16 protein-coding genes and 1 pseudogene are annotated in these 21,477 nt (G+C 38.7%); 9 read left to right on the forward strand and 8 right to left on the reverse strand.

Annotation, left to right across the window (positions count from 1 at the left end; genetic code table 11):
• The first annotated feature begins 27 nt into the window (after positions 1 to 27).
• Genes D0T85_RS17470 through D0T85_RS17485 form a run of 4 tightly spaced genes read left to right on the forward strand, consistent with a single transcriptional unit; the run spans position 28 to position 2,869 of the window.
• On the forward strand, positions 28 to 687 hold the full coding sequence (locus D0T85_RS17470; RefSeq protein ID WP_163214812.1) for a redox-sensing transcriptional repressor Rex: 660 nt from the start codon (positions 28 to 30) through the stop codon (positions 685 to 687).
• Complete coding sequence (locus D0T85_RS17475; protein ID WP_163214813.1) at positions 684 to 1,325, forward strand: fumarylacetoacetate hydrolase family protein; 642 nt, start codon at positions 684 to 686, stop codon at positions 1,323 to 1,325. The genes D0T85_RS17470 and D0T85_RS17475 overlap by 4 nt, the downstream gene beginning before the upstream one ends.
• Positions 1,326 to 1,362: 37 nt before the next feature.
• Entirely contained in the window at positions 1,363 to 1,842 is a 480-nt protein-coding gene (gene ispF / locus D0T85_RS17480; protein ID WP_163214814.1) for a 2-C-methyl-D-erythritol 2,4-cyclodiphosphate synthase, read from the forward strand.
• 25 nt (positions 1,843 to 1,867) lie between these two features.
• Positions 1,868 to 2,869, forward strand: coding sequence for a metallophosphoesterase family protein (locus tag D0T85_RS17485; protein ID WP_163214815.1), 1,002 nt, complete (start codon positions 1,868 to 1,870; stop codon positions 2,867 to 2,869).
• Between the two features lie 303 nt (positions 2,870 to 3,172).
• On the opposite strand, the gene D0T85_RS17490 is transcribed toward D0T85_RS17485, so the two are convergent.
• Both D0T85_RS17490 and D0T85_RS17495 read right to left on the reverse strand, forming a co-directional pair.
• Positions 3,173 to 3,832 carry a DUF4276 family protein gene (locus D0T85_RS17490; RefSeq protein WP_163214816.1) on the reverse strand — a complete coding sequence of 220 codons (660 nt, stop codon included), beginning with the start codon at positions 3,830 to 3,832 and terminating at the stop codon, positions 3,173 to 3,175.
• The gene (locus D0T85_RS17495) at positions 3,829 to 4,923 is read right to left on the reverse strand and encodes an AAA family ATPase (protein WP_163214817.1); all 1,095 of its coding nucleotides are present in this window, start codon (positions 4,921 to 4,923) and stop codon (positions 3,829 to 3,831) included. The genes D0T85_RS17490 and D0T85_RS17495 overlap by 4 nt, the downstream gene beginning before the upstream one ends.
• A gap of 185 nt (positions 4,924 to 5,108) precedes the next feature.
• On the opposite strand from D0T85_RS17495, the gene metF reads away from it, so the two are divergent.
• The 4 genes and pseudogenes from metF (at position 5,109) to D0T85_RS17515 (ending at position 9,070) form a co-directional block, all read left to right on the forward strand.
• Complete coding sequence (gene metF / locus D0T85_RS17500; RefSeq protein ID WP_163214818.1) at positions 5,109 to 6,062, forward strand: methylenetetrahydrofolate reductase [NAD(P)H]; 954 nt, start codon at positions 5,109 to 5,111, stop codon at positions 6,060 to 6,062.
• A gap of 1 nt (position 6,063) precedes the next feature.
• Entirely contained in the window at positions 6,064 to 7,188 is a 1,125-nt protein-coding gene (locus tag D0T85_RS17505) for a DNA polymerase III subunit (RefSeq protein ID WP_163214819.1), read from the forward strand.
• 83 nt (positions 7,189 to 7,271) lie between these two features.
• Positions 7,272 to 8,576: pseudogene (locus tag D0T85_RS17510) on the forward strand (stage 0 sporulation family protein); the annotation flags it as partial.
• Between the two features lie 5 nt (positions 8,577 to 8,581).
• Positions 8,582 to 9,070: a gliding motility lipoprotein GldH gene (locus D0T85_RS17515; RefSeq protein WP_163214821.1), complete on the forward strand. Its 489-nt coding sequence runs from the start codon at positions 8,582 to 8,584 to the stop codon at positions 9,068 to 9,070.
• Positions 9,071 to 9,072: 2 nt separating this feature from the next.
• On the opposite strand, the gene D0T85_RS17520 is transcribed toward D0T85_RS17515, so the two are convergent.
• Positions 9,073 to 13,095 (reverse strand): two-component regulator propeller domain-containing protein, encoded by a 4,023-nt coding sequence (locus tag D0T85_RS17520; protein WP_163214822.1) that lies wholly within the window; start codon positions 13,093 to 13,095, stop codon positions 9,073 to 9,075.
• Positions 13,096 to 13,381: 286 nt separating this feature from the next.
• On the opposite strand from D0T85_RS17520, the gene D0T85_RS17525 reads away from it, so the two are divergent.
• Complete coding sequence (locus D0T85_RS17525; protein WP_239060760.1) at positions 13,382 to 15,640, forward strand: GH92 family glycosyl hydrolase; 2,259 nt, start codon at positions 13,382 to 13,384, stop codon at positions 15,638 to 15,640.
• A 99-nt stretch (positions 15,641 to 15,739) separates the two neighbouring features.
• Here D0T85_RS17525 and rodA read toward each other — a convergent pair whose 3' ends face one another.
• The 5 genes from rodA to D0T85_RS17550 are packed head-to-tail and all read right to left on the reverse strand — an operon-like array spanning position 15,740 to position 21,470.
• Entirely contained in the window at positions 15,740 to 17,197 is a 1,458-nt protein-coding gene (gene rodA, locus D0T85_RS17530) for a rod shape-determining protein RodA (protein ID WP_163214824.1), read from the reverse strand.
• On the reverse strand, positions 17,178 to 19,076 hold the full coding sequence (gene mrdA / locus D0T85_RS17535) for a penicillin-binding protein 2 (protein WP_163214825.1): 1,899 nt from the start codon (positions 19,074 to 19,076) through the stop codon (positions 17,178 to 17,180). Before mrdA ends, rodA begins: the two co-directional genes overlap by 20 nt.
• Positions 19,077 to 19,078: 2 nt before the next feature.
• Positions 19,079 to 19,576 carry a rod shape-determining protein MreD gene (gene mreD, locus D0T85_RS17540; RefSeq protein WP_163214826.1) on the reverse strand — a complete coding sequence of 166 codons (498 nt, stop codon included), beginning with the start codon at positions 19,574 to 19,576 and terminating at the stop codon, positions 19,079 to 19,081.
• Complete coding sequence (gene mreC, locus D0T85_RS17545; RefSeq protein WP_163214827.1) at positions 19,573 to 20,439, reverse strand: rod shape-determining protein MreC; 867 nt, start codon at positions 20,437 to 20,439, stop codon at positions 19,573 to 19,575. The genes mreD and mreC overlap by 4 nt, the downstream gene beginning before the upstream one ends.
• Before the next feature lie 8 nt (positions 20,440 to 20,447).
• Complete coding sequence (locus D0T85_RS17550; RefSeq protein WP_163214828.1) at positions 20,448 to 21,470, reverse strand: rod shape-determining protein; 1,023 nt, start codon at positions 21,468 to 21,470, stop codon at positions 20,448 to 20,450.
• Positions 21,471 to 21,477 lie beyond the last annotated feature (7 nt).

Here is a 21,477-nt window from a genome sequence, read left to right on the forward strand (position 1 = left end):
AATCACTAATCCAACCATCAGGCTGCCATGAGTAATGAGATACGACATAAAGCCGACACGAAAGTACCGGAACCTACTTTACGCAGGCTCCCCTGGTATTTATCGAATGTAAAGCTGCTAAAGAAAAGGGGCGAGAAGTTCGTATCTTCCACACAAATTTCTAAAGAAATCAATATCGATGCTTCGCAAATAGCTAAAGACTTATCGTACGTAAATGTATCCGGACGCACACGCGTGGGCTACGAAGTGGATTCGTTGATTCGGGTTCTGGAAGATTTTCTAGGCTTTACCAACATTCATAAAGCCTTTCTTTTTGGTGTGGGTAGTTTGGGAGGCGCTTTACTGGGCGACTCTGGTTTGGCGCATTTTGGTTTGGAAATAGTAGCAGCATTCGATGTTAATCCATCAAAAGTAGGAACCAGTATAAATGGTATCCCTATTTTTCATTCGGATGAGTTTGCCGAGAAAATGAAAGAATACAATGTAAACATCGGAGTGCTGACTGTGCCTATTGAGATTGCCCAACAGATAACAGATACAATGATTGCAGGTGGCGTTAAGGCGGTTTGGAATTTTACTCCTTTCCGTATTCGTGTACCCGAGAATATTGTAGTGCAAAACACTTCTCTATATGCGCATCTGGCTGTGATGTTTAACCGTTTAAATTTTAATCAGGACGATAAATGAAAATTATTGCCGTTGGAATGAATTATGACCTTCACAACAAAGAACTGGGTCATACATTAGTTAACGAAGAACCTGTTATTTTCATGAAACCCGATTCGGCCATCCTGAAAGATGGAAAGCCGTTTTATATTCCGGATTTCTCCCAAATAGGCGCTTATGTGGGTAAAGACGAAGTTATTCACTACGAAACAGAACTGGTAGTACGCATAAACCGTTTAGGAAAAAACATTGCCGAACGTTATGCCAGTCGCTACTATGATGCTGTTACTGTGGGCATTGACTTTACAGCCCGCGAACGACAAACAGAGTTGCGCAGTCAGGGCAAACCTTGGGAACTGTCTAAAGCGTTCGATAATTCGGCTGTACTGGGTAAATTTGTATCAGTTAGTAATTATCCGGATCTTCAGCAATTAAACTTCAGTTTAACAATTGATGAAAAAGAAGTACAACGCGGCTATACAGGCGATATGCTTTTTAAGATTGATTACATTATTCACTACGTAAGCCGGTTTGTTACACTGAAAATAGGTGATTTAATTTTTACCGGTACACCTGCCGGAGTTGGTCCGGTTTCGAAAGGACAACATTTGAAGGGATATCTGGAAGAACAAAAACTTCTTGATTTTTATATTAGGTAAAGGAGGTAGAGTGAGGTAAAGTTAAAAAGTAAATGTTATGAATATACGTGTAGGATTTGGGTTTGATGTGCACAAGTTTGCTGAAGAACGCGATTTGTGGCTGGGTGGCATAAAGATAGACTATGAAAAGGGCTTACTGGGGCACTCGGATGCCGATGTACTGATACATGCCATTTGTGATGCTTTGCTTGGAGCTGCCAACATGCGCGATATTGGTTATCATTTCCCCGATACAGCTGGCGCTTTTAAAAACATCGACAGTAAAATACTGCTTAAAGATGTTGTTAAATTACTCACAGAAAAAGGCTATGGTATTGGTAACATTGACTCGACCATCTGTGCCGAACAACCCAAATTAAACCCACACATCCCTGCAATGCAATCTGCTTTAGCCGAGGTTATGGGTATCGATACCGAAGATATTTCCATAAAAGCAACTACAACCGAGAAACTTGGATTTACCGGCCGGCAAGAAGGTATAGCTGCTTACGCAACTGTATTAATTGAAAAAAGATAAGATATAACCCTTAAACAAATCTCTTATGAACAGATCATTAAAAGCTGCATGGATCGCATTTTCCATGCTTTTTGTTGTTGCATTCAATGCATCAGCACAAACACCCAAAACATTGAAGTTTACTAAAGAGGGTAAATTCAAAATTGTACAATTTACCGATGTACATTTTAAATACAAAAATCCGGCTTCGGATATTGCTTTAGAACGCATTAACGAAGTGCTGGAAGCAGAGAAACCCAATCTGGTTATCTTTACCGGAGATGTAATTTATGCTCCACCTGCCGATACAGCCATGCGTGTTGTGCTGCAACAAGTGGCCAACCACAAAATACCTTATGTGGTTACTTTTGGAAACCACGATGACGAACACAATATGAGCCGTCGGCAGCTATACGATGTGATAAGAACTGTACCGTATAACCTGATGCCCGAATACATTGATACCTTCGATTTTGTATTGCCTCTTCAGGCATCCGATAGTAAACAGGATGCGGCTTTACTTTATTGCCTCGATTCAAACTCGTATGCTCAACCCAAAGAGATAGGTGGCTATGGCTGGTTTTCGTTCAATCAGGTAAACTGGTATTTAAACCAAAGTAAACAATATACCGAAAAAAACAACAATACTCCATTGCCGGCACTGGCATTTTTCCATATTCCTGTACCCGAATACAACGAGGCCATGACCCAAGACAATGTTATTATGGTTGGTAAAAAAATGGAGAGAGAATGTTCTCCTAAAATAAATACCGGCATATTTGCAGCCATGAGGCTATCGGGTGATGTTATGGGTATTTTTGTTGGACACGATCACGACAACGATTATGCAGTAATGTGGAAAGACGTCTTGCTTGCCTACGGCAGATACTCGGGTGGCAATACGGTTTACAATAATATTCCGAATGGTGCGCGAGTAATCGAAATGTACGAGGGAACCCGGACTTTTAAATCATGGATACGGCAGGCAAATAACGAAATTGTTTATCCAGTTACTTACCCGGATAGTTTCAGAAAGAAGAAAGACTGATGAATATGTAAATTTTCATCCATTCATAAATCACTACTGTTTTTTATGCTGCATTTCGTGATTTCAAAATGCTGCATTTCACTCTTTCGAAATGCAGCATTTTGATTAAACGAAATGCAGCATTTCGCAAATGTAAAATGCAGCATTTTGAAAATTGCCTATAAAATAGGCTCCACAGCGCGTATAACGAGGGGTAGCTGAGTTGTTTTTCTTTTTTTGATACATTTGACGGTCGTGAAATAAGTATACAGAAAGGATGCTGATGGAAAGTTTTTTTATTTTCGTGTGGTGAAGGCTATGACACTACGATTTACATTCGATAATTAACTTATCAACCCAAGCACTAAATCTTGTGCATTTATTCATAATATTCTGAATCCCTATTTCCAAAGCTATTAAATTTCCTTCAATAACCTTATTGTAGTTGTTATTTATTGCCAGAAGCCGCTTTGATGGTGCACCTTCTGGTGTAGTATTTATTTCTTCCGGATTACAAAAACTATTTACTATTTTTTCAGTCTCAATCCACACTATTTCATTATAATAATATTCAAATCCTTTGTTATGCGAAAAAAGTAACGCCTCAAATTCATGGAGCTGTATATAGGGAATGAATCTTCTGTCGTTTATTTTTGCTGCCATACAATGTTCCAAAGCAGCAATTTGCTCTTCTCTTGTTTTCTTTGACATACACAACTCATAATCAGGCATATTATTAGGGATACGGAAGAAATCAACAAAAGTTGTTACTAAGAAATCATTCTTCTCAGATGGTTTTAATAAACCATTTATTGTTTTCTCCAGATGCAGAAAGTTTACAAATCCCCCTTTACCAGTTTTACTTGTATTAATAAGAATAGGAATAACACTGTATATATTATGAGTCTGTAAGTACGGTGCCAAAGTTTCATTTATAAATTCCTGCTCGGTTTGTCCTTCAACAACAATATATAATCTTCTCATAATTGCCCTCCTATAAGGTTCTTCTCCCAGATTTCGCCAAGTGAGTATTCATAATCATTTATCCAAACAGACAAATCTTCAATAGAAAGGTGTTTAAATACAGATTGATTATTTTCTCTGTTTACAACAATTACATCATTTGCCTCAAAACAGTTAACAAGATTGGTTGATTGAGTTGAAATTATAACCTGACTGGTTTGAGATGCCTTTTTTACTAAAGCTGAAAATTTGTTGATCGCAACTGGATGAAGTCCTAATTCGGGCTCATCAATAATTATAATTTCGGGTAAATTGGGTTGCAACAACAATGTAGCCAGAGCTATAAAGCGTATGGTACCATCAGAAAAGCTATAACCATTAAGATACATATCAGAATCGACTTCTTCCCACTCAAGATTTATTTTATTGGGAGTTATTGGGTCTGGCTTCAAATTAAATTTTTTGAAATAAGGAGCAATAGAACGAGTTACCCCTTCAATTAATCTAAATGCTTTTTCATCTGTTTTCTCTAATTTATAAAGATATGCGGCTAAATTTGATCCATTGCTCCTTAAATACTCATTATCGTCTATTTCACTGCTTCCTCTCATCGGAGATGAAAAACTGGTGTCATGAAAATGATATACAGTAAAACTACTCAAATATTTCTTCAAGTAGGATGCCCGCCATTTGGAACTATTAATCAGATTGGATTCCTCGACAGCGTTATCCCATTGAGTTCGATCCCAAGAAGAATAATCTTTCTCTTTATTATGATCATAGTTAAAAAAGTCTCCGGTTTCTTCTATATAACCCTTATTTGATTGCGTAGGCTTCAATTGAAAAAAGAACGCATTGTTATTATCGAAATCAATTAATCCCTGAATGTTTTCAGATATTTTACGCCCATGATACAACAAACTGTCAATACCACCTTTTGTTAATGTGTAACTGCCAAAACGTTGTTCGTATATTGCTTTTGTTAACTCAAAGAATGAAATGAAATTACTTTTACCTACCCCATTAGCACCAATCAAAACATTTAATTTATTGAGAGGAAGCCTCAGTTCTCGTATGGATTTATAGTTTCGTATAATAACTTGTTCTATCATATTGAATTATTTATAAAACACCTGTTACAAACTTAGATAAAAATATTCGATTATGTGTCTAACAAAAATAATAATTATAAAAAGCAATAGTAACCACCAACTTTAAACGGAAATTAAAAGCTTTTTTTGTACTTTTGTTGCATTATGCCCGTAGTTTACAACAAAAGTGGGCAACATAAAGCAATATGAAGGTAATTGATTTAATAAACAACACCAATAAAACAGCTTTTTCATACGAAATATTGCCTCCCCTGAAAGGAACAGGGATTGAGAAATTATACAAAACCATTGATGCACTGCAAGAGTTTGATCCGAAATACATCAATATCACTACTCACCGCAGCGAATATGTGTATAACGACCTTGGTAACGGAATATTTCAGCGAAACAGGCTTCGGCGGCGTCCCGGCACGGTAGCTGTGGCAGCTGCAATTCAGAATAAATATAATATTACGGTAGTACCGCATTTATTATGTAGTGGTTTCTCGGAAGAAGAAACAGAATATGTATTGCTCGATCTTCAGTTTCTTGGAATAACTGATTTACTTGTTCTTCGTGGCGATAAGGCAAAACATGAGTCTGCCTTTACACCAGAGAAAGATGGGCATCGCAATGCTATTGATCTGCAAAAACAAATCAATAATTTTAATAACGGAATATTTGTTGACGGATCGGAAATGCAGGTAACCAATACGCCCTTCTCGTATGGAGTGGCTTGTTACCCCGAAAAGCATGAAGAATCGCCCAACATTGATACCGATATTCATTGGCTGAAGCAAAAAATAGAGTTGGGGGCCGAATATGCAGTTACCCAATTGTTTTACGACAATCAAAAGTATTTTGATTTTGTGAACAAAGCACGCAATGCAGGGATTACCGTACCCATTATACCTGGGATTAAACCTTTCAAGAGGCTTTCGCATTTAACCATGCTTCCGAAAACTTTTAAAGTTGATTTACCGGAAGAGCTTACGCGGGAAGTAATGAAATGCAAAACCGATGAGGATTGCAAACAGGTTGGCATTGAATGGTGTATCCAGCAGTGTAAAGACCTGATGGCACATGGAGTACCAAGTATTCACTTCTATTCCATATCGGCTGTTGACAGTATTAAAGAAGTAGCTAAAGCAATCTATTGATATGTTTTTCAGGGATGTAATTGGACAAGACACAGTAAAGCAACGGCTTATTCAGGAAGTTCGCGAAGGCCGTATTCCGCATGCACAACTAATCTGCGGACCCGAGGGGATTGGCAAATTGCCTGTTGCCATAGCTTATGCGCGTTATATTAACTGCCAAAACCGGGGCGAAACAGATGCTTGCGGACAATGTCCATCGTGTACAAAGTTCAACAAGCTGGTGCACCCTGATGTACATTTTGTTTTCCCAATTATTAAAAGTGCCAAAGGTAAGAAAGAGGTTTGCGACGATTATATTGCCGAGTGGCGGCCTTTTGTTATCAACAATCCTTATTTTAACCTGGGGCATTGGCTAAACGAAATTGATGCCGAAAACTCACAGGCCATTATTTATGCCAAAGAGAGTGATGAGATTATTCGCAAACTCAATCTTAAATCGAGCGAGGGAGACTATAAGTTTGTAATTGTATGGCTGGCCGAGAAAATGCATCCGGTTTGTGCCAACAAACTTTTGAAATTGCTGGAAGAGCCACCCGCAAAAACTATTTTTCTTCTGATTGCAGAGGCGCCGGATATGATTCTGACAACCATACTGAGCCGTACACAACGCCTCAACATGAAGAAAATTGATGATGAAAGCATTGCACAGATTATGCAAAACAAATATGGAATAGACGCAAAGGAAAGCTATTCTATTGCTCATCTGGCAAATGGAAACTTCATCAAAGCGATGGAAACCATCCATCTGAACGAAGAGAAACAACTTTTCTTCGATCTTTTTGTAAGCCTTATGCGCTTATCGTATCAACGGAAAATAAGGGAGATGAAACTGTGGAGCGAACAGGTAGCCGGCATGGGCCGTGAACGGCAAAAGAATTTGCTCGACTACTGCCAGCGCATGATAAGGGAGAACTTCATCTTCAACCTGCATAAACCCGAATTAGTTTACATGACAACAGACGAGAACAACTTTGCAACCCGCTTTGCCCCGTTTATTAACGAACGGAATGTTATGCAACTAATGGAGGAACTTAGCGAAGCCGAAAAACATATTCAACAGAACGTGAATGCCAAAATGGTGTTTTTTGATTTCGCACTAAAAATGATTGTATTGTTAAAACAGTAGCTAGTAGTTAGTAGTTAGTAGTTAGTAGATTCTGTTCTTCTAGCTACTAGCTACTAGCTACTAACTACTAACTACTATAATATATGGAATATAAACTACATAACGGAAGTGGTAGCCTTTGTTGCAAAGGTTGCTCGCGACAAGATAAGAAACTGAATACGTACGACTGGCTGGCGGATATCCCCGGTAATGCCGAGGAAAGCGATATGGTAGAAGTACAATTCAAAAATACCCGCAAAGGATATTTTCGCAACAGTAACCGTATACCGTTGGAGAAAGGGGATATTGTTGCTGTAGAAGCTACACCAGGACACGATATTGGTGAAATAACCCTTACCGGAAGATTGGTTCCGCTACAGATGCGAAAAGCAAATCTGAAACCGGATGTTGAAATTAAACGTATTTACCGCAAAGCAAAACCGGTAGATATGGAAAAATACGACGAGGCAAAAGCTAAGGAACACGAAACTATGATTCGTTCCCGCCAAATTGCTGCAAGTCTTAATCTGGCCATGAAGATTGGTGACGTTGAATATCAGGGAGACGGCAATAAAGCTATCTTTTATTATATTGCGGATGAGCGTGTAGACTTTCGCCAACTGATTAAGGTACTGGCAGAGGTGTTCAAGGTACGTATTGAGATGAAACAAATCGGAGCACGCCAGGAAGCAGGACGTATTGGTGGTATTGGTCCTTGTGGACGCGAGCTTTGTTGTGCTGCCTGGATGACCAGCTTTGTATCTGTATCCACCAGTGCAGCAAGGTATCAAGATATATCACTGAATCCCCAAAAGCTGGCCGGACAGTGCGCTAAACTGAAATGTTGCCTCAACTACGAGATTGATTGCTATGTGGAAGCTCAGAAAAGATTGCCTTCGCGCGAGATTGAACTGGAAACAAAAGATGGTTCGTTCTATTTCTTCAAGGCAGATATTCTGGCTAACCAAATAACATATTCTACTGATAAACAAATTCCTGCTAACCTTGTTACCATCAGTGGTAAACGGGCTTTCGAAATAATCGGACTGAACCGCAAAGGAATCAGACCCGATAGCTTGCTGGAAGCCGAAAGAAAACCGGAACCCAAACAGCCTATTGACCTGCTGGAACAGGAAAGTCTTACCCGCTTTGATAAACGAAACAAGCCGGGTGGCGAAAATGGAAACGGAAATAAAAAGAAGAAAAAGAAAAGAACCAATCCGAATGGCCAAAACCAACAGCAAGAGGCTCGTCAGCAAGAGCCACGACAGGAAAGGCGCCAACAGGAATCTCGCCAACAGGAACCTCGTCAGCAAAATGGACAACAAAAGCATAGAAACGACCGGAACCGGAACAGGCAAAACAATAATAATAACAATAACAGAAATAAACCAGAGAATAAGGATCGTAAGGAATGAGTTTAGTAAAGAAAATCTGTTTACTCTTTCTTTGTGTTTTCATGGTTGCCTGTGAAAATCATATAATGTATCACTCTTATCACCACTTTACACGAGATGGTTGGAAGAAGAGTGATACTCTTTTATTTCATCTGGCTGTAAACGATTCGTTAGTTAACGATTCTACCCCAGGGTTATATGTTTTTGATATTCTGGTAAGAAACCGTACAGAGTATAATTACCAAAACCTGCTGATAGCTGTTAAGCATAACTTTCCGGATAGTATGGTGTGGAAAACCGACACACTGCAATTTCAAATTGCCGACGAAAACGGCAGATGGTTAGGAAATGGCATAAGTGGATTATATGAGAGTTCGCTGACTTTGGATGCTTCTCCGCTTGTTAACCCGCACAGGTTTACTTTTAAAGTAGTTTCGCTAATGCAAGATAGTGTGTTGGTGGGGCTGAACGATTTGGGAGTTATTGCACATAAACATAAAGAATAGAACTAAAACTTATTTTGCTCTCTATACTCCCCCGGTGTACAACCATATACCTTAGCAAAGGCTTTATAAAAACTCACCTTGTTAGCAAACCCCGATTTAAAAGCTATTTCATCAACAGTAAGTTTTGACTTTGTTAATAAATCCTTGGTTATATGTAACCTACAATCCCGAATCATATCTGCAATACTTTTATCACTTATCTCTTTCATTTTACGGTATAAGCTTCGCGAACTGATATTCATCTCATTTGCAATAAAATCTACATTCAAATCCTTATTCTGAATATTTTTATTGATAATATCAAGAATCTCCTTGATTAGTTTTTTGTGTTCTTTGTGCTTCAATTTTCCGTTGTTAAGATCATAAGCACTTTTAGGAGACGCAAAATAATCCTTGAGTGTTTTTCTCCTAGAAAGAAGCTGTTTGACAGACGTTTTCAGAAACTCTGTATTAAACGGTTTGGTGATATATAATTCGGCTCCGGCATCCATTCCTTCAATCTGTTTTTCCATTTCGTGCTTTGCCGAGATAAGTACTAAAGGAATATGTGCTGTTTCCGGGTTGTTCTTTATGTGTTTGGTAAAAGTTATTCCGTCCATGGTAGTCATCATAATATCGCATATTATAATATCCGGATAAATGTCTTTCAAAAAGCCGAAGGCGTTAGTCGTATTTTCGGCAGTGATAACATTAAAATCATCATTAAAAATGTCTCTGATCAACCATAAAATTTCAGGCTCATCATCAATAATTAATAATGTAGGTTTTATCTCATTAATACTTGACGGAACAATTGTATCTTTAGTTTCGGAAATGATATGTTTAATATCAGGAAATGTTTGGGCTTTTATTTCTCTTTGTTCACTTTGTTCGTTATGAACAAAAGGCAGTTTAACAATAAAATGAGTATATTCGTTCAAAGTACTCTTTATTTCTATTTTTCCACCTAACAAGCCAACCATGTTGTTGGAAATAGCTAAACCCAGTCCATTACGCGATGATAAATTAGATTGTTCCTGGTTTTCGAAATTCTCCAATACAGTGTAACGGTCAAATATTTTAGAAATATCTTCCTGTCTGATACCTTTTCCGGAGTTCGATACGATTATTCGCATTTCTTTCTCGTTTTTTTCAACATTGATATAAATGTTACCATTGTTGGGTGTATACTTAAAGGCATTAGATAACAGGTTTGTAATAATAGTAGTCAAGAATTCTTTATCGGAATTCCAGGAAATATCCGGGCTGGCATAACATTCCATCTGTATATTTCTGGATTCGGCCAAGTGGGTAAAGGCATTTTTTATATACTCAATCAGTTTACTGATTTCTATTTTCTCCACACAGATGTTTTTGTGACCGGTTTCAATCCGCCGGAATTCAATCAAATCCTGTATCAGCTGATTCAATCGTTCGGCATTCTGTTGTATAATTTGCGTGTATTTCACAACCGATTTATCTGTGTTTTTCAGGCTTAATATTCTGTTACAGGGCCCATATATTAATGTAAGTGGTGTACAAAACTCGTGCGCAATGTTGGTAAAGAAACGCAATTTAGATTCATATACATCTTCTTTGTGCTTCTGTTCTATAATTCTTAATGCTTTAACCTTTTTCTTCTTTTCGCGAATAACAATAAATCTAACTCCCAGAGCAACCAAACATACCACCAAGAGCCAATAGAAAGTATAAGCCAGAGTGGTTTTATACCAGGGTGGAAGTATTTTGATTTGAATTTGATGAACAGGGCTTTCCTTACCAATAGCCATGTTATGATACTTCACCAACAAGGTGTATTCGCCCGGAGTAAAGTTAGTAAGTGATATAGAACCTGAATTTCCGTTATTTACCCACTGTGAACTGATTTGGGTAAACTTATACTGATAGTTGTAGTTGCCTCCGTTCAAAAAATCGATGGCATTGAATGTTATGGAAAAGAAATTCTGATTGTGGTTAAGTGTTAATACCTCAATGTTGTTTTGCACAGAAAGATAGTCTGAAATGATGTGCTCTTGTCCGAAAATTGTAAGACCTGTAAAATAAATAGGAGGAGTATATTCATTAGCTCTGTAATCAGTGTTTTCGATAATTGAAAGAAAACCATTTGTTCCTCCGAAGTATAAACAGTGATTTTCAGAAAAACAAGCTCCATCAGCAAATTCAAAAACTTCCAATCCGTCCAGATGATTGTATTTCCGGAAAGAATCATCTTTACTGTTATAATTAACAACTCCGTTATTTGTACTTAACCAAAAAGTATCATTTTCCTCTGCCAAAATACAATGAATAATATTGCTGGAAAACCCAAAGAAATTGTTTATAATCTTGTAATCGCTCTTGCTTCTGTATTTAATGAGGCCCGCACTTGTTCCTATCAAATAATTATTCTCACTATCTTTGGTTATTGAATAAATCTCGTTCAGGGTGTTAGTATTGAATGTAATATTTTCCAGTTCATCTGTGCGGGTGTTCAGTATAAAAACTCCCGACCCTCTGTTGGCAATCCACAGTTTTTCACCATCAACAAAGAAAGAGAAAAAATAATTCGATGAAATATCGCCATCATTTATCAGAAATCGTTTTATTACTTTTAAGACAGGTGTATTTCCCTGCCAGTTTATTTTTGCTTTTATAATTCCCATACCCACACTTGCCACCCACAAAACAGAATCTTGTTCATATATATGGTGTATGTATTTAACAGGTGTATCCTGGTCTATAAGCATTGCTCTTTTTACTTGCTTTTCTGTTGAAGAATAGTAATTCAAACCTTCTTCAGTGCCAATCCATAGAATTTTTTTCTGGCTTTCGGCAAAAGAATAAACAGCATTATCCCATAAAACACTGTTATTTACCGTAATCTGTTCTGTTTTGCAATCGGAAATGTTTTTGTCAACATTGTGATTAAACACTTTGGTAATGCCATCTCCTTTGCTGCCCAGCCAAAGGGTGTTTTCTTTATCTTTATAAATAGCTCGTACCGGACGATTTATCCGGGATGTGAAACTACTGAACAGGGTAGAACGGATTGAGTAGGTGTCGTTGAAATACGAGTAAACTCCTTGTCCATCGGTTCCAATCCAAACAATGTTCTGAAACCGGTCCTTAAGCAGGCAAAAAACTCCACTGTTAATCTGTATTTTTTCTGTTGTATATCCATAAATATTACTTTTTAGCCGGTATAGGCCATCCGTGGTAAATCCGATAAAATAATCATCATGAAATTTAATAACCGATGATATTGAACCATTTCCGGCACAAAGTTCCTTTATGTTTATAACAAAGTTTACTTTTTGTTTTTCTGTATTATATTCATATAAATTATAGATGTTATCAATAAATAGGCTTCCATCTTCATTGCTGAAAGCATAAGAAATAGAGGAGGTATGCTGATATCCTTTTACGGCATTCAATACAATATTACCTTCATTGTTTGTTTGTGTACCATAATTGAGCGAAGTACCATCTTTATTAATAATCCGGATAATATTGTTTGTATCAATAAAAAAGGAGAGAATATTATTAAAAACAAGATTGGGTACAGGCTGTTGGGTAAACGAATCATCAGAAGGATTATTTATAAAAATACAACTGTCTTTTTGAATGATATAGAAATAATTACGGTTGTCTTTTTCAGTGAATAGTCTTTTAGTAAAACTACTATATTTTTCAATACTTTGTTGCTGCATATTAAATTTGTCTACTCCATAGTAAGTTTGCAGCCACAATGTGTGATTTTCGGTATTGGTTATTTTATCGATCAATGTGCCCGATAAAGCCTGATCTGGGTTAGCCGACTGATAAGGTGAAACTTTGTAGCCATTATACATGTTTAATCCATCGCATGTTCCTATCCAAAGATTTCCTTTCTTGTCCTGACACAAAGATGTAACAGAGTTGTTAGAAAGGTTTTCCATATTGGTTATCTTGCGTAAATTGTAGCTATACACAGGATGGCACAATGTGGCAAGCAGCAATACTAAAAAGTAGTAGTGTTTACGGCTGGTGGCGGAAATGTTTATCATGGAACCAGATGTTTTTGTTATCAACAAGATTTTTTCAGGAAACAATTAATGTGGTAAATGTACATAAAATCTTTTGCCCAAGAGTAAACAATAGTGCCAATACAGTAAACATTACCGCCACAGAACAAATAACAATACTGGTTTATTTTAGTTTCTTAATCTTTCCTCTACATTTGCTTACACTAATATACTTCCTTATGAGCAAGAAATTGAAAACAATGAATAACAATTAAGACAAACTGTTTTTGTATAAAATTTAATAGAAATCATGATTAACAAAAAGAAGATGCTTTTGTTTGGGTTTTCTATGCTGGCATTAGCAGCAGTTGCACAAACAAATTTAGAACCGGTAGATTATGTAAACCCACTCACCGGAACCCTTTCCAAGTTCGAACTATCCACAGGAAACAATTATCCTGTAATAGCTCGGCCCTGGGGAATGAACTTTTGGTCGCCACAAACAGGAAAAATGGGCGACGGATGGATGTACACGTATACAGCCGATAAAATCAGAGGGTTTAAACAAACCCATCAGCCAAGTCCCTGGATGAACGATTATGGTCAGTTCTCTATTATGCCTATAAGTGGAGCAATTGCATACGACCAGGATACCCGTGCCAGCTGGTTCTCGCACAAGGCCGAGGTAGCCAAACCATATTATTATAAAGTTTATCTGGCCGATCATGATGTAACTACAGAGATAACTCCTACACAGCGAGCAGCCATGTTTCGTTTTACCTTTCCGGAAAACGATTCGTATGTTATAGTCGATGCTTTTGACAGGGGATCGTATATTAAGATAGTTCCCGAAGAAAACAAAATTATTGGTTATACCACTCGTAATAGTGGTGGTGTACCGCAAAATTTCAGAAACTATTTTGTGGTAGAGTTTGATAAACCATTTACTTATAAAGCAATTGTTGGTGATAATAAGATTATAATGAATAGTAATGAAGAACAGAGAGATCATACTATTGCAATTATCGGTTTCCAAACCCAAAGAGGAGAAGTTGTTCATGCACGGGTAGCTTCATCATTTATCAGTCACGAACAGGCAGAATTAAATTTAAAAGAGTTAGGTACAGATACTTTTGACAAGTTGACACAAAAAGGCAGGAATGAATGGAATCAGGTATTAGGTAAAATTACGGTAGAAGATGACAATGTGGATAATCTCCGTACATTCTATTCCTGCCTGTATCGCTCGGTACAATTTCCACGCAGTTTCTACGAGATTGATGCCAAAGGCGAAGTGGTGCATTACAGTCCGTTTAATGGACAGGTATTGCCGGGCTATATGTTTACCGATACTGGTTTCTGGGATACTTTCAGGTGTTTATTCCCCTTCCTGAATTTGGTATATCCTTCAATGAACGAGAAAATTCAGGCCGGTTTGGTGAATGCTTACAAAGAAAGTGACTTTTTACCAGAATGGGGAAGTCCCGGTCACCGCAATATTATGATTGGTCAGAATTCTGCATCCGTAGTAACCGACGCATTTATTAAAGGATTAAAAGGATACGAAATAGAAGAACTCTGGAAAGCCGTAACCCGTGGGGCCAACGATCATCTTAAAGGCACAGCCTCGGGAAGAGTTGGATACGAGTATTATAACAAACTAGGCTATATCCCCAATAATGTAGGAGTGGGACAAAATGTGGCTCGCACACTTGAGTATGCATATAACGATTGGGCCATCTATAAACTGGGGCAGGCACTAGGAAAATCCGAAGCCGAACTGGCGCAGTACAAAAAACATGCTTTCAACTATAAGAACGTATATAATCCCAAACATAAATTGATGGGCGGACGTGAAGATAACGGAACCTTTAATCCTACCTTTAAACCCGAAGACTGGAGCGGTGAGTTCTGCGAAGGCAATAGCTGGCATTGGAGTTTTTGTGTATTCCACGATCCTCAGGGGTTGATTAACACCATGGGCGGACAACAAGATTTTAATCAGATGATGGATTCCGTATTTGTGATTCCCAGCCACCTGGGGCTTAACAGCCGTGGGGTAATACACGAAATGCGCGAAATGCAGGTAATGGATATGGGGCAGTATGCACATGGCAATCAGCCAATACAACACATGATTTATATGTATAACTATTCCGGTCAGCCCTGGAAAGCACAATACTGGGCACGCGAGATTATGGAAAAACTGTACAATCCTAATCCTGATGCATATTGCGGCGATGAGGATAACGGACAAACATCGGCCTGGTATGTATTCTCTTCTATGGGATTCTATCCGGTATGTCCCGGTACAAACGAGTATATACTAGGATCGCCACTATTTAAAAGTATGAAAGTACAATTAGAAAACGGTAAATCCATTACAATAAAATCTTTAAATAACAACAAAGCAAACCGGTATGTAAAATCGGTTAAACTAAATGGAAAGAATCATTCTAAAAACTACTTTACACACGAAGATTTATTGAAAGGGGCTAATATCGTTTACGAAATGTCACCCACACCAAATACAATAAGAGGCACACAAGCGGCAGATACCCCATATTCTTTCTCAACAGAGAAATAGAAATATCACCACCACATATATAAATACATCATCATATCCCCCAGTCGAGCACAAAAGCAAAAGCAGCTGGGGGATCAACTACTTAATCGTTTAGCTTCATTAAAACCTTCGACCTCTTCCCGCATCAATCCTGAGGAATACAAATAGCAATATTGTAAAGCCCCACAGCGAAGAGCCACCATAACTAAAGAACGGTAGCGGTATACCAATAACCGGAGTAAGCCCCAAAACCATACCAATATTTATAAACAGGTGGAAAAAGAATATACTTAGTACCGAATAGCCGTACACACGCCCAAATGTATGACTCTGCCTCTCGGCTAGCATAATAAGCCGCACAATCAACATGCCATACAGAATCAGCACCGCAACCGAACCGGCAAAACCTTGTTCCTCGCCAATGGTGCAGAAAATAAAGTCGGTATCCTGTTCGGGTACATATTTCAGTTTGGTTTGGGTACCATTCAGAAAACCTTTGCCTGTTAAGCCACCCGAACCAATTGCTATTTTAGACTGGTTTACATTGTATCCTGCTCCTGCAAGATCTTCTTCCATGCCTAAAACAACCTTTATTCTCACCCGTTGATGCGGTTCAAGTATCTTATCAAAAACATAATCGCTGGAATAAAGAAATATGGCCGACCCGATTGTAAACACAGCAATCCAAAAGAATGTCCATTTACGGTCTTTGATTGCCATGAAAGCAAGATATCCAACTACTAATATGGTAAGTCCCCATAATACCTTCGATACATCGAACACCTCAACATTCTTTAGTACAAACACAGATATTGTTAGCACTGATACACATACCAGAAGAAGATTCCGGGTAACATCCCATCTTCGCATGTATGTCCACACAAACATAATTGTGAACAACAATATTAAGCAGAAAACAGTAAAAACACCAACCGAAGTTGGTGATTCCATAAACGGAACCTCGTCGTACTTAATACCAACAATGAAATAAACAACTGCACACACACCCAAGAAAAGTACTATACCCGACATTCCTTCTCTATATAATACCAGAAAAAAAGCCAGATACACCAAGGCCGAACCGGTTTCTTTTTGAAGTATAATAAGCATCATCGGCACAATGAAAATAAGCACTGTGGGAACAAGGAATTTCAGTTGCTTTATATCGTAGGAGTATGAATTCATGTACTTTGCCAAGGCCAAGGCTGTAGCAAACTTGGCAAACTCTGCCGGCTGAATACTCACAGGACCCATTTGAAGCCAGGAGCGGGAGCCTTTAACATCGGGAGCAATAAATATGGTGACTATTAAAAGCAGAATCATCCCAATGTAGATGATATATGAAAACATATCGTACATTGTATCTTCCAGCATCATCAGGATAAATGCCAAACCAAACGAACAAACTATCCATATAAACTGCTTACCCGAGCGGGTTGAGAAGTCCAGAAAATCTCTTTCGCCGTAATCGTAACTGGCACCACACACGGTGAACCATCCTGCAACAATAAGTATCAGATAGATACAGATTGTTATCCAGTCAATATTCTTCCAAAGTTTAGCGGTTCTGGAGCTCATGAGGTAAAAAGTTTGGTTTCAGATTAGGCATAAGATTTGCATTACTAATCTGATCAATTAAATATTGTCTTTCGGGGGCTACACTACCCTTCTGGTATTTCTCAATTAAGAGTGCACCAATAGGCACCCCGTATGTTGCACCAAAACCACCATTTTCTACATATACACAAATGGCTATATCAGGATTGTTCATTGGGGCAAAGCCCATAAATATGGAGTGGTCTTTTCCGGTATTCTGGGCTGTTCCGGTTTTACCGCAAATCTCCAGCCCCGGTATATTAGCTCTTCTACAGGTTGATCCAAAAGGGCTACCGATAACTGCCCCACGCATTCCTTCAACTACATATTCGTAGTATTTAGGATCAACCATTGTATGCCGCCAGGTTGTGTACAAGCTATCCAGTTGGTCGTTTTCAATCTCTTTCACAATATGTGGAGTAATAAAACGCCCCCGGTTACCGATAGTCGCAGCCAGATTTGCTATTTGCATGGGGGTTAATAAAACTTCACCCTGCCCGATAGCGGTAGATATAATACGCAAGGCTCCCCAGTTTTCTGTTTTGAATGCTTTGGTATAATATTCTGAATTAGGAATCAGGCCTCTCTTTTCACCAGGCAAGTCTACTCCCAATGGATAACCAAAACCTTGCGAAACCATGTAGTCCTTCCATCTGTCTAATGCCACATGCGAGGAGCCGTATTTCTTTTTATTATCAATCATCCTATATAAGCCCCAACAATAATAGGCATTACAAGAGGTTGAGATAGATGGGATGAAAGGTACAGGTGAACCATGTGGATGGCATCCAACGCGCAAACCGGCATGAACAAAACCACCATAGCAAGGGAATGATGTGGTTACATCAATGATCCCTTCCTGTAAAAAAGTCAGTCCTTGTGCGGTTTTGAATGTTGATCCCGGAGGATATGCACTCATTATAGCACGATTAAATAAAGGAGTAAACGGATCTTGATTTAATAACATTTGGTTTGCTCCACGCTGTCTCCCTACCATTAAAGCAGGGTCGTAGGATGGTGCAGATACAAAACAAAGTATTTCTCCGGTTCTTGGATCAATCGCCACAATCGCTCCTCGTTTATTCTGCATCAACTGTTCTGCCAGCATTTGCAGCTCAATGTCCAATCCTAATGTCAGGTTTTTGCCTGGGATTGGTTTCTTATCAAGAGCACCATCCATGTATTTCCCTTGAATACGACCATGTGCATCGCGCAACAACACTTCTACACCTTTTTCACCACGAAGTTGCTTTTCGTACGAATGTTCTACACCCAGTTTGCCAACATATTCGCCTTGGGTATAATAACCTTCTTCATCTTGTTCCAACTCTTTTTTTGAAATTTCGGCAATATCACCTAATGCATGGGCAGCAGAGTTATAAGAATACTTTCGTATGGTAGCTCTTTCTACTTTAAAGCCGGGAAACTTAAAAAGCTTTTCCTGAAACACACCTACCTCTTCGGGCCGGAGTTGACTCATAAAACTTTGTGGGGTATACCGGGAATAACCTGGATTGGTACGTTTGTTTTTAATTTCCTCCATGCGTCTGCGAAAGAATTCCGGAGTTATGTCAAGGGTTCGACAAAAATCCAATGTATCCAGATTTTGTATTTCGCGTATTGTAACAGTAATATCATAAGCCGGCTGATTAAATACCAGCAATTTACCATTACGATCGTATATTGCACCACGGGCAGGTTTTAAAACATGTTTAAAGAATGCATTACTATCCGCATTTTCTTTATAATGGTTGGAGAGTACTTGTAGTTCGAACAAACGACCACAATACAACAGAATGGCTATAATAACAATTGCCCCAATAATATACTTACGATTCTCAAATGTATAATTCTTTGCCATAATTACTTCTTCACACTATCAATTGCTAAAATACAAGCAATAGATAGAATAGTGCTACTCACAATCTTTATCAACAACGTCTGAATATCGGCCAGAGAGTAAAAGGACAAGCCAAATACAATTATATGATGTGTCAGTATTGTCCCCATAAGGTATTTCAGAAACGAGAAGAAACCCATGCTCCGGATGGAAGGTGCAATGGTATCCTGATTATCGCGTGGAATAAATAAACGCAGATACGGCGTACGTATAAATGCCAGAAAAACAGTAGCAGCTGTATTTATACCCGGGGTATCCGAGAATATATCTACAGCCAATCCTAAAAAGAATCCCCACATCAGCAATCCGTTTCTGGATGTTGAGATGTCGAGCTTAAGGATTAAATAAACATATATAAAAGGGGTTGCATATCCGGCAATATGCACATTATTCAAGATTAATACCTGTAACAATACTAAACCTATAAACCACCCTATTTTATGGAAAATATTCATTGTCATTGGTATCTAGTTGCAGGATGCTGTATATTAGGTTCTTCTTCCAATTCTCTTTGCTCTTTCTGTCCAACTCTGGATACAACTCTAACATTGCCAAGCTTACCAAAGTCGGCAGCCAGTTTTACTTTCAGGTTGTAAGATAATCCATCGTCAGAGTCTTCCATATCGTCAACTATTCCAACAATCAACCCTTCGGGGAAAACAGCCGAGTGTCCGCTTGTAATCACCGTATCGCCCAGATTAAATTCTGCATGGCGGGGCAAGTCTTTCAGGTAGGCATATTTTGAGTTCATTCCTTCCCAGCGGAGATAACCAAAGTATTCGCTCGACTTGATTTTACAGCTTATGCTCGATTTGGAGTTCAGCAAAGAAATCACCAATGAATAGTGAGAAGATGTGAGATAAACAATTCCAACTACTCCTCTTCCGTCAACCACTCCCATTTCGGGCCTGATGCTATCATTTGATCCCTTGTCGAGTGTTATGTAGTTATCAGCTTTGTTTATACTGTTTTTAGTAGCATAAGCTTTAAAAACAGTATAGTCGCTCTTGGTCAGGTTCAATTTATCAATCATTGCAACAGAATCCGGTTCGTATTGGCGCAATGTTTTTTCAAGTAAAGAGATTCGCTGTTCGAGCATCATATTCCGCTCCAACAAATCTTCGTTGTTCGATTTCAGATGGAAGTACGATGAGGCTTTACCCGATAGTTCATAAACTTTTCCAACAACTACATTGGCAGATGTGAAAAAAGCACCTTGCTGGTACATATTGAAACGAACCAGCAAGGCGAACGCTATTAATTCCAGAAAAATAAAAAGGAACCAATAGTTATATTTAATAAGAAACCTGAGAAGATAGCGCATTCAATTTATTATCGCATTAAGAAAGAAAATCTGTCTACATTCTTTAGCGCAATTCCTGTACCTTTAGCCACTGCATGAAGAGGATCTTCGGCAATATGGAAAGGAATATTTATTTTCTCGGTTAAACGTTTATCCAATCCACGGAGTAACGCTCCTCCACCCGAGAGATAAATACCATTGTGTACAATATCTGCATAAAGTTCGGGCGGTGTGCTTTCAAGGGCACTTAATATGGCAGTTTCTATTTTTGAAATAGATTTTTCCAAACAGTGCGCAACTTCCTGATAACATACCGGTACTTCCATTGGAAGTGCAGTAATTCGATTCGGTCCGTGTACTATATAATCGTCCGGAGCATCTTCGCCCAATTCGGTTAGGGCGGCACCAACGTTTATCTTGATACGTTCGGCCATACGCTCGCTTACTTTTACGTTATGCTGGCGGTTCATGTACTCCTGAATATCAGCAGTCAGATCGTCGCCGGCTATACGGATGGAGTTGTTGGATACGATACCACCTAACGAAATAATAGCAATTTCGGTTGATCCACCACCTATATCAACAATCATGTTACCTTCGGGAGCCTCTACATCGATACCAATACCTATTGCGGCTGCCATTGGTTCAAATATCAGGTAAACATCACGACCGTCGGCATGCTCGGCCGAGTCGCGAACAGCACGAAGTTCAACTTCGGTACTTCCCGATGGAACACCAATTACCATTCTGAACGAGGAGGCAAAAAGGCTTCTACGGATATTTACCATTTTTATCAGTCCGCGTATCATTTGCTCGCAGGCATAGAAGTCTGCAATAACACCATCGCGTAGAGGACGTATTGTTTTTATATTGTCGTGGGTTTTCTCATGCATCATCTTTGCCTTTTCCCCCACTGCTATCATCTTGTCTGTACGACGGTCTAACGCAACAACCGATGGTTCATCTACTACTATCTTACCATTACTTATAATAATGGTATTAGCAGTACCAAGGTCCATTGCGATTTCCTGTGTAAAAGAGAATAATCCCATTTCTTTA

The sequence above is a fragment of the Bacteroides sp. 519 genome (genome assembly GCF_010500955.1).
Taxonomy (GTDB): Bacteria; Bacteroidota; Bacteroidia; order Bacteroidales; family Bacteroidaceae; genus Bacteroides.

Excerpts from the sequence above, each read along its gene's own strand:
- metF (WP_163214818.1), top strand. The coding sequence starts at position 5,109 with ATGAAGGTAATTGATTTAATAAACAACACCAATAAAACAGCTTTTTCA.
- D0T85_RS17495 (WP_163214817.1), bottom strand. The coding sequence starts at position 4,923 with ATGATAGAACAAGTTATTATACGAAACTATAAATCCATACGAGAACTG.
- D0T85_RS17490 (WP_163214816.1), bottom strand. The coding sequence starts at position 3,832 with ATGAGAAGATTATATATTGTTGTTGAAGGACAAACCGAGCAGGAATTT.
- D0T85_RS17470 (WP_163214812.1), top strand. The coding sequence starts at position 28 with ATGAGTAATGAGATACGACATAAAGCCGACACGAAAGTACCGGAACCT.
- D0T85_RS17520 (WP_163214822.1), bottom strand. The coding sequence starts at position 13,095 with ATGATAAACATTTCCGCCACCAGCCGTAAACACTACTACTTTTTAGTA.
- D0T85_RS17525 (WP_239060760.1), top strand. The coding sequence starts at position 13,382 with ATGCTTTTGTTTGGGTTTTCTATGCTGGCATTAGCAGCAGTTGCACAA.
- D0T85_RS17475 (WP_163214813.1), top strand. The coding sequence starts at position 684 with ATGAAAATTATTGCCGTTGGAATGAATTATGACCTTCACAACAAAGAA.
- D0T85_RS17485 (WP_163214815.1), top strand. The coding sequence starts at position 1,868 with ATGAACAGATCATTAAAAGCTGCATGGATCGCATTTTCCATGCTTTTT.
- D0T85_RS17515 (WP_163214821.1), top strand. The coding sequence starts at position 8,582 with ATGAGTTTAGTAAAGAAAATCTGTTTACTCTTTCTTTGTGTTTTCATG.
- D0T85_RS17550 (WP_163214828.1), bottom strand. The coding sequence starts at position 21,470 with ATGGGATTATTCTCTTTTACACAGGAAATCGCAATGGACCTTGGTACT.
- D0T85_RS17505 (WP_163214819.1), top strand. The coding sequence starts at position 6,064 with ATGTTTTTCAGGGATGTAATTGGACAAGACACAGTAAAGCAACGGCTT.
- rodA (WP_163214824.1), bottom strand. The coding sequence starts at position 17,197 with ATGAGCTCCAGAACCGCTAAACTTTGGAAGAATATTGACTGGATAACA.
- ispF (WP_163214814.1), top strand. The coding sequence starts at position 1,363 with ATGAATATACGTGTAGGATTTGGGTTTGATGTGCACAAGTTTGCTGAA.
- mreD (WP_163214826.1), bottom strand. The coding sequence starts at position 19,576 with ATGACAATGAATATTTTCCATAAAATAGGGTGGTTTATAGGTTTAGTA.
- mrdA (WP_163214825.1), bottom strand. The coding sequence starts at position 19,076 with ATGGCAAAGAATTATACATTTGAGAATCGTAAGTATATTATTGGGGCA.
- mreC (WP_163214827.1), bottom strand. The coding sequence starts at position 20,439 with ATGCGCTATCTTCTCAGGTTTCTTATTAAATATAACTATTGGTTCCTT.